This window comes from Gemmiger formicilis, from assembly GCF_016900095.1.
Taxonomy (GTDB): Bacteria; Bacillota; Clostridia; order Oscillospirales; family Ruminococcaceae; genus Gemmiger; species Gemmiger formicilis_A.
This window is the reverse complement of record NZ_JACJJP010000038.1, coordinates 18,813-27,476: the sequence shown is the minus strand read 5'-3', so window position 1 is coordinate 27,476 and position 8,664 is coordinate 18,813. Positions and strand designations below refer to the sequence as shown.

Annotated in this window: 5 protein-coding genes; 4 read left to right on the top strand and 1 reads right to left on the bottom strand. The window is 63.2% G+C overall.

Translation table 11 applies throughout. The features are described 5' to 3' along the window. On the bottom strand, nt 1-1,435 hold a 1,435-nt coding region (locus H6B15_RS13770), incomplete at its 3' end, for an oligosaccharide flippase family protein (protein ID WP_204648577.1). Between the two features lie 127 nt (nt 1,436-1,562). Here H6B15_RS13770 and H6B15_RS13765 point away from each other — a divergent pair. The 4 genes from H6B15_RS13765 to gltB all read left to right on the top strand — a co-directional run bounded on the left by H6B15_RS13765 (nt 1,563) and on the right by gltB (nt 8,656). After that, nucleotides 1,563-2,384, top strand: coding sequence for a purine-nucleoside phosphorylase (locus H6B15_RS13765; RefSeq protein ID WP_204648576.1), 822 nt, complete (start codon nt 1,563-1,565; stop codon nt 2,382-2,384). A 172-nt stretch (nt 2,385-2,556) separates the two neighbouring features. Further along, complete coding sequence (locus H6B15_RS13760; protein WP_204648575.1) at nt 2,557-3,381, top strand: Mrp/NBP35 family ATP-binding protein; 825 nt, start codon at nt 2,557-2,559, stop codon at nt 3,379-3,381. Between the two features lie 18 nt (nt 3,382-3,399). Next, on the top strand, nt 3,400-3,879 hold the full coding sequence (gene mscL / locus H6B15_RS13755; RefSeq protein ID WP_204648574.1) for a large conductance mechanosensitive channel protein MscL: 480 nt from the start codon (nt 3,400-3,402) through the stop codon (nt 3,877-3,879). A gap of 226 nt (nt 3,880-4,105) precedes the next feature. Then, nucleotides 4,106-8,656 (top strand): glutamate synthase large subunit, encoded by a 4,551-nt coding sequence (gene gltB / locus H6B15_RS13750; RefSeq protein ID WP_345941998.1) that lies wholly within the window; start codon nt 4,106-4,108, stop codon nt 8,654-8,656. Nucleotides 8,657-8,664: the final 8 nt, after the last annotated feature.

Sequence of the window (8,664 nt, the reverse complement as noted above, 5' to 3'; positions counted from 1 at the left end):
CCGCAAAGGCGGCCATCTCCACCCCCAGCCCCAGCGGGGTATCGGGCAGAATCCGGCGCAGCCACAATACCGGCGTCAGGCCGATGCCCGCCAGCGCCGCCGGCAGGATGAACCAGGCGGCCCAGTCGGCTTTCATGGAGGCGCAATGGAGCATCCGGCGCATATTCAGGCTGAAGGTGAGCAGGTTGGAGGCCGCCATCACCACGAAAAAGCCCGCAATTCCATACCGGGGAATCAGCGCCGACATGGCCAGGATACGCAACGCGGAATCCAGCACCGAATACCGGAAGGTGGCCAACTGCTCCCCCATCCCCTTCAGGATGCCGTCCACCATGCTTTCCAGGTACATGAAGGGGGCGATGAAGCCCAGCACCCGCATATACTGCCCCACCGATTCTTCGTGGTAGAGCAGCAGGGCCAGCGGCTGTCCGAAGAGCACCAGCCCCGCCCCCGCCAGGGCCGAGAACAGGCCGGACAGGGTCATGGCGGTGTGGATCAGTCTGGCCCGGGACTCGTTGTCCCGCCGGGCCCCTGCCCGGGCAATTTCCGGCATGAGCAAGCCGGACAGGGCTGCCAGCACCGAAAAAGGGAAAAAGATCAGCGGCATGGCCATGCCCTTGACCGCGCCGTACTGGGTCACAGCGGCGGCCCTCTCCCCCAGGTAGAGGGTCAGGCACAGCGGAATCAGGCTGCTTTCCATGGCCTGTAGGCCGCTGCCCAGCAGCCGGCTGCCGCACACCGGCAGTGCGATGCCGAAAAGCTCCCGCCGGGAAAAGCCCCGGGCCGGGTCTCCGGGGGTGGGGCGGAAGGCCTTTTCCCGCCGGGCAAACACCGCCATGAGCAGACAGGACACGGCCTCGCTCACCGTGTTGCCGATAAGCACCGCCCCGCAGGCATACCCGGCTCCCCAGGCCGCCAGACGGGACAAGCCGAAGGCCGCCACCGCCATGCGCACCAGCTGTTCGATAAGCTGGGACGTGACGTTGGGTTCCACCCGCCGCCGGGCCAGAAAACAGCCCCGCAGCGCCCCGGCCACCGCCATGAAGGGCAGGCTGGGCGCCAGGATGCGCAGGCCCAGTTCTGCCCGGGCATCGTGGAGCATCCAGTGGGCCAGAGGCTCCGCCAACGCAAACTGGGCCAGCATGGCCAGGGTGCCGAAACAGGCCGCCGCACTGACCAGCCCCCACAGGGTGGGGGCCATGCCCCGCCCCCGGGCCAGGCTCTGGGCCGCCAGCTTGGTGGATGCCACATTGACCCCCGCCGTGGCCAGGGCCACAAACACCCCGTATACCGCCAGAATCAGCTGGTACAGGCCCATGCCCTCGCCGCCCAGCCAGCCTGCAATGTACACCCGGAACACCATGCCCAGCACCCGCAGGGCAAAGCCTGCCGCCGTGAGCAGGGCCGCATTTTTCAGATAGGTCCTGATGCGCATTTCTGCCGTCCCCCTTCCCCGTGATGGTCCTGTTGGGGATATATGCGCACCAGTGCCCGGCTATGCTTGCCGCCGGGGCCTGCACATGGTAAAATGTGGACAACACAACAAAGAGAGGTACACCTTTATGTCCCAACTGGAAACCATCCGCACCGCCGCCGACTATCTGCGCGCCCGTCTGCCCGAAGCCCCGGAATTTGCCCTGGTACTGGGGTCCGGCCTGGGCGGTCTTGCCGACCGCATCGAAAACCCGGTGTACATCCCCTACGGGGAGGTTCCGGGCTTTCCCCTTTCCACCGCCCCGGGCCATGCGGGCCAGTTTGTGGCCGGGCGTCTGGCCGGGCGGGCCGTGCTCTGCATGCAGGGGCGGTTCCACTACTACGAAGGCCACGACATGGCCGCCATTGCCCTGCCGGTGCGGGTGATCAAGGCCCTGGGCTGCCGGGCCCTGATCCTGACCAACGCCGCCGGGGGTGTGAACTACGATTTCTCGGTGGGGGATTTCATGCTCATCACCGACCACATCAACTTCATGGGCGCCAACCCGCTGCGGGGTGCCAACGAGGAGGAAATCGGGCCCCGCTTCTGCGATATGAGTCGGGTATACGACGCCGACCTGCAGAAGACGGCCCGCACCGTGGCCACCGAAAAGGACCTGACCCTGCGGGAGGGTGTGTATCTGGGCTACATGGGTCCCAGCTACGAGACTCCGGCCGAAATCCGGGCGTTCCGAACCCTGGGCGCCGACGCCGTGGGCATGAGCACCGTGCCGGAAGCCATCGCCGCATCCCACTGCGGGCTGCCGGTGCTGGCCCTGAGCCTGATCACCAACATGGCCGCCGGCATGACCGGCAAGCGGCTTTCCGGCGAGGAAGTCATCGAGATTGCCAACCGGCGCGGTCCGGTGTTCCAGGACCTGGTGGAGGGCATTGTGGCCGCCCTTGCCTGAGCACGAACCCTTGCTTTTTTACACCAAACCATGTAGAATAGTTCTTGCCCGGACGCACCGGGCAGGCAGGCCCCGCCGGGGTTTTCCCGCGGGGCCTTTTGTCTGCCGGTACACGGGCGCAGAATATGCAAAGTGCCGGGTCTTTGCCCGGCCCAAAGGAGACTTGTTTGCAATGAGCGAAGCGTGTAATCACGATTGCAGCAGCTGCACCGCCAACTGCGACCACCGCGCGCCCGAACGGGAAGCCCCCCACGCCAAGAGCCACATCAAGAAGGTCATCGGCGTTGTGTCCGGCAAGGGCGGCGTCGGCAAGAGCATGACCAGTGCCATGCTGGCTGTTTCCATGCGTCGTCTGGGCCACACCGCCGGCATCCTGGACGCGGATATCACCGGGCCTTCCATCCCGAAGCTGTTCGGCGTACATGGTCCGGCCATGGGCGGCGAGGATGGCATCTACCCCATCAAGAGCCGCACCGGCATCGATATCATGAGCATCAACCTGCTGCTGGAAGATGAGCAGGCCCCCGTTGTGTGGCGCGGCCCGGTCATTGCCGGCGCCGTGAAGCAGTTCTGGCAGGAAGTGATCTGGGAGGACGTGGACTTCCTGTTTGTGGATATGCCTCCGGGAACCGGCGACGTGCCTCTGACCGTCTTCCAGACCCTGCCGGTAGACGGCATCATCATTGTGTCCAGCCCTCAGGAACTGGTGGGCATGATCGTGGGCAAGGCCGTGCAGATGGCCGAAATGATGAAGATTCCCATCCTGGGCATTGTGGAAAACATGAGCTATGTGGTCTGCCCCGACTGCGGCAAGCACATCTCGGTCTTCGGCGACAGCCATGTGGACGAGACCGCGGCCCGCTACAAGCTGCCCGTGCTGGCCAAGATGCCCATTGACCCTGAGCTGGCTAAGGAAGCCGACGCCGGCATGATTGAGACCTTCGCCGGGGACTATCTGGACGGCGCCGCCAAGGCCGTGGCCGACCTGCTGAAGTAAAATCGGGAGGCGTTTACCATGCCTGTACAGGAAAAACTGCATGTGCAGCAGGGGCTGGAAACCTCCAAGAAGTTTCTGGATGAGTTCAAGGCGTTTGCCCTGAAGGGCAACGTCATTGATATGGCCGTCGGTGTCATTATCGGCGCCGCCTTCCAGTCCATTGTGTCCTCCCTCACCGGGGACATCCTCAACCCCTTGCTGGGCATTGCCTTCTCCACCGATTTCAGCAACGTGGTGATTCCGCTGCCCAACGGCGCGGACCCGCTGCGCATCGGTGCCTTTATCTCGGCGGTGATCAACTTTCTGATCATGGCCTTCGTGCTCTTCTGCCTGGTCAAATTCATGGGCCGGCTGATGCGCCTGGGCCAGCACAAAAAAGCCGCCGAAGCCAAGGCCCAAGCGGCCAAACCGGCCTCCCCCACCCAGGAGGAATTGCTGGCCCAGATTCTGGCCGAGCTCAAGGCCCAGAATGCTGCCCAGAGCACAAAATTAAATTAAGTTTTAAGGCGCGTTTTCGAATTTGCAAAGGTTTCAGCTTTAATTTCATAAGATTCTTTTGCTTTTCGATTGCCAACCGCTCCTTCCTATGATATAGTGTAGGCAGGAACAAGGACGTTCGTACGCTGGGGCTATATGCCCCGGCATGCGGACGCCTTTTTTGTTGCGGGTCCGGGCCGAAAGGCTCCCGCAGCGTGGCGTTTTTCGCCGGGAAGGAGAGGTACCAGTGCAAGACTTTACCACAAGCAAGCAGCCCGCCGGGCTGTATGACCCGAGATTTGAGCACGATAACTGCGGTATCGGCGCCGTGGTGGACATCAAGGGCCGCAAGAGCCACAAAACCATCGACGATGCGTTGCAGATCGTGGAACATCTGGAACACCGCGCAGGCAAGGATGCCGAGGGCAAGACCGGCGACGGCGTGGGCATTCTGCTGCAGATCGGCCACAAATTTTTCAAGAAGGTAGCCGCTGACGCCGGCATCGCTCTGGGCGAAGAGCGGGAGTACGGCGTGGGCATGTTCTTCTTCCCCCAGGAAGAGCTGCGCCGCAACCAGGCCAAGAAACTGTTTGAGATCATCTGCCGCAAGGAAGGCCTGAACTTCCTGGGCTGGCGCGCCGTGCCGGTGTGCCCCGAGATTCTGGGCCACAAGGCCCGGTCCTGCATGCCCAGCATCTGGCAGGGCTTTGTGGAAAAGCCCGCCCGTGTGCAGCCCGGCATCGACTTTGACCGCCGTCTGTACGTGGCCCGCCGGGTGTTTGAGCAGTCCAGCCCCGAAACCTACGTGTGCAGCCTGTCCAGCCGGACCATCGTGTACAAGGGCATGTTCCTGGTGAAGGAACTGCGCCTGTTCTACCCCGACCTGCAGGATGCCGACTACGAGTCCGCCATCGGCATGGTGCACAGCCGGTTCTCCACCAACACCGCCCCCAGCTGGAACCGCGCGCACCCCAACCGCATGATCCTGCACAACGGCGAGATCAACACCATCCGCGGCAACGTGGATACCATGCTGGCCCGCGAGGAAACCATCGCCAGCCACTGCCTGAAGGACGACATGGCCAAGGTTCTGCCCATCGTGAATCAGGACGGCAGCGACTCCGCCATGCTGGACAACACCCTGGAATTCATGGTCATGAACGGCATGGATCTGCCCCTGGCTGTGATGGTGACCATCCCCGAGCCCTGGAGCAACAACGACAGCATGGACCCCAAGAAGCGCGCCTTCTACCAGTATTACGCCACCATGCTGGAGCCCTGGGACGGCCCGGCCTCCATTCTCTTCTCCGACGGTGACGTGATGGGCGCCGTGCTGGACCGCAACGGTCTGCGCCCCTCCCGCTACTACATCACCCGCGACGGCCGCCTGATCCTCTCCAGCGAGGTGGGCGTGCTGGATGTGGACCCCGCCGAGGTGGTCTGCCGCGACCGTCTGCGTCCCGGCAAGATGCTGCTGGTGGATACCGTGAAGGGCGAGCTGGTGGACGACGAGCGGCTGAAGGCCGACTACGCCAGCCGCCAGCCCTACGGCGAATGGCTAGACCGCAATCTGGTCAACCTGAAAGACCTGAAGATCCCCAACCATCGTCCGCCGGAACCTGACGACAAGGAACTGGTGCGTCTGCAGAAGGCCTTCGGCTACCGGTACGAGGATGTGACCTCCATGATCCTGCCGATGGCCAAGAACGGCGCCGAACCCGCCGGGGCCATGGGCAGCGATACCCCGCTGGCTGTGCTCAGCCACACCCATCCCCCGCTGTTCGACTACTTCAAGCAGATGTTTGCCCAGGTCACCAACCCGCCCATCGACGCTTTGCGTGAGAAGGTCGTCACCTCCACCACCGTGTATGTGGGCGCCCAGGGCAACCTGCTGGAAGAGAGCAGCGAAAACTGCAAGGTTCTGAAGATCAACAACCCCATTCTGACCGAGACCGACGTGCTGAAGCTGAAGGCCATGAACGTGCCCGGCTTCAAGGTGCAGACCGTCTCCATCTGCTACTACAAGAACACCGACCTGGAAAAGGCCATCGAGCGCCTGTTCGTGGAAGTGGACCGTGCCTACCGGGACGGCGCCAACATCCTGATCCTCTCCGACCGGGAGATCGACGAATACCACGTGGCCATTCCCAGCCTGCTGGCCGTGGGCGCTGTGTCCAAGTATCTGGTGCGCACCAAGAAGCGCACTGCCATGGCGCTGGTGCTGGAAAGCGGCGAACCCCGTCTGGTCCATGACTTCGCCACCCTGCTGGGCTATGGCGCCTGCGCCATCAACCCCTATCTGGCACAGCAGACCATCCGCCAGCTCATCGACGAAGGACTGCTGGACAAGGATTACTACGCCGCTGTGGAGGACTACAACCGCGCCGTGTTGGCCGGCATCGTGAAGATTGCCTCCAAGATGGGCATCTCCACCATCCAGTCCTACCAGGGCAGCCAGATCTTTGAGGCCCTGGGCATCAGCAAGGAAGTGGTGGACAAATACTTCACCAACACCGTCACCCGCGTGGGCGGCATCACCCTGAAGGACATCCAGGACGATCTGGAAGAGCGCCATCAGAAAGCCTACGATCCCCTGGGCCTGGGCACCGACACCGAGCTGCCCAGCCTGGGCCTGCACAAGTTCCGCAGCGGTCCCCAGGCGGAGCAGCACCTGTACAATCCCCAGACCATCCATCTGCTGCAGCAGGCCTGCTGGACCGGCGACTACTCCAAGTTCAAGGCCTACACCGAGGCCATCGACCAGACCGGCCCCGATGAGATGCATCTGCGCAGCCTGCTGACCTTCCGGTACCCCGAACAGGGCGTGCCCATCGACGAGGTGGAGAGCGTGGACAGCCTGGTCCACCGCTTCAAGACCGCCGCCATGAGCTACGGCGCCCTGTCCGCCGAAGCCCACGAGTGCATGGCCATCGCCATGAACCGCCTGGGCGGCAAGAGCAACACCGGCGAGGGCGGCGAGTTCGAGGAGCGCTACGGCACCGAACGCAACTCCGCCATCAAGCAGGTGGCCTCCGCCCGTTTCGGCGTGACCAGCAAGTACCTGGTCTCCGCCTCGGAAATCCAGATCAAGATGGCCCAGGGCGCCAAGCCCGGCGAGGGCGGCCAGCTGCCCGGCGGCAAGGTTTATCCCTGGGTTGCCAAGACCCGTCATTCCACCACCGGTGTGGGCCTGATCTCTCCCCCGCCCCACCATGACATCTACTCCATCGAGGACCTGGCTCAGCTGATCTACGACCTGAAATGCGCCAACCGCAAGGCGGCCATCAGTGTCAAGCTGGTCAGCGAGGCCGGTGTCGGCACCATCGCCGCCGGCGTGGCCAAGGCCGGTGCCGAGGTCATTCTGATCTCCGGCTTTGACGGCGGTACGGGTGCCGCCCCCAACAACTCCATCCACAATGCCGGCCTGCCCTGGGAACTGGGCATCGCCGAAGCACACCAGTGCCTGATCATGAACGGTCTGCGCAGCCGTGTGCGCATTGAGGCGGACAGCAAGCTGATGAGCGGCCGCGACGTGGCCATCGCCGCCATGCTGGGCGCCGAGGAATTCGGCTTCGGCACCGGTCCCCTGGTGGCTATGGGCTGCGTGATGATGCGTGTGTGCAACCTGGATACCTGCCCCATGGGCATCTGCACCCAGAACCCCGAGCTGCGCCGCAACTTCAAGGGCAAGCCGGAATATGTCATGAACTTCATGCGGTTCATGGCCCAGGAACTGCGGGAATACATGGCCCGCCTGGGCGTGCGCCGTCTGGAAGATCTGGTGGGCCGCACCGACCTGCTGGCCATCAAGGACGAACCCGTGGGCAGCCGCGCCAGCGAGCTGGACCTGACTCCGCTGCTGAGCAACCCGCTCATCGAGAACACCAGCGTCCACTTTGACCCCAAGGCGGTCTACAACTTCGGCCTGGAAAAGACCCCCGACATGAAGGTCCTGATGAAGAAGTTCAAGAAGAGCTTCGAGATGGACGAACCCAAACCCATGCGGGTGGAACTGACCGTGGGTAACACCGACCGTGCCTTCGGCACCATCTTCGGCAGCGAGATCACCTCCAAGTTCGGCAACACCCTGCCTGACGACACCTTCCATGTGCTGTGCCACGGCTGCGGCGGCCAGAGCTTCGGCGCGTTCCTGCCCAAGGGCCTGACCCTGGAGCTGGAAGGCGACTGCAACGACTACCTGGGCAAGGGCCTTTCCGGCGGCGAGATCGTCGTCTACCCGCCCAAGAGCGTGACCTATGACCGCAGCCAGAACATTGTCATCGGCAACGTGGCCCTGTACGGCGCCACCAGCGGCAAGGCTTTCATCAACGGCGTGGCCGGCGAGCGCTTCTGCGTGCGCAACTCCGGCGCTGTGGCCGTGGTGGAAGGCGTGGGCGACCACGGCTGCGAGTATATGACCGGCGGCACCGTGGTGGTGCTGGGCAAGACCGGCAAAAACTTTGCGGCCGGCATGAGCGGCGGCATCGCCTATGTCCTGGACGAGGACTGGGATTTCTACCAGCGCGTGAACAAGGACATGGTGAGCCTGGAGCCCGTGGAACACAAGTACGATGTGGCCCTTTTGAAAGATCTGATCCGCGAACATGTGGAGCGCACCGGTTCGCCCCGCGGCAAGGAAATTCTGGATGATTTCGGATCTTACCTGCCGCGCTTCAAGAAGGTCCTGCCCCACGACTACGACAAGATGCTGCGCCTGATTGCCCAGATGGAAGAAAAGGGCGAGGACAGCGAGCAGGCCCAGATCGAAGCCTTCTACGCTATGAAGAACGCCAAATAAAGGAGGGC